The sequence below is a fragment of the Solihabitans fulvus genome (assembly GCF_008386585.1).
GTDB classification, from domain to species: Bacteria; Actinomycetota; Actinomycetes; order Mycobacteriales; family Pseudonocardiaceae; genus Solihabitans; species Solihabitans fulvus.
Genome location: NZ_VUOB01000294.1, coordinates 1 through 385, shown reverse-complemented (window position 1 = coordinate 385; position 385 = coordinate 1). Strand labels below are relative to the sequence as shown.

Annotated in this window: 1 protein-coding gene; it reads left to right on the top strand. The window is 44.2% G+C overall.

Annotated elements, in window-relative coordinates; all coding sequences use genetic code 11:
* Positions 1–48: 48 nt before the first annotated feature.
* Complete coding sequence (locus F0L68_RS45885; protein ID WP_188317142.1) at positions 49–297, top strand: hypothetical protein; 249 nt, start codon at positions 49–51, stop codon at positions 295–297.
* Positions 298–385: the final 88 nt, after the last annotated feature.

The window sequence follows — 385 nt, the reverse complement described above, 5'->3', positions numbered from 1 at the left end:
GCAAGTCTTTCGTCGCCAGTCCCGTACTCCTAGGCGCTGGACATCTTGGTGTTGGAAGCCTTGGTGGTGGATATCTTGGCGGTGGATATTTTGGAGCTGGACATCTTGGCGGCGGGCATCTTGGTGGCGGACATCTTGGTGGCGGCTATCTTGGTAGCGGACATCTTGTTGGCGGACATCTTGGTGGTGGACATCTTGGCGGTGGATATCTTGGGGCTGGAAATCACGGTCATTATGCATCGTTACATCCCTATTGAGGACACCACTAGAGCAATGTTTTTGTATAATACGCTATAAAAATCAATTTAGTTTGTTAACAGTATTTTGAGAGATCGTATAATAATTAAAATTTAATTTGAATATACATTGTATTATTCAAGACCAA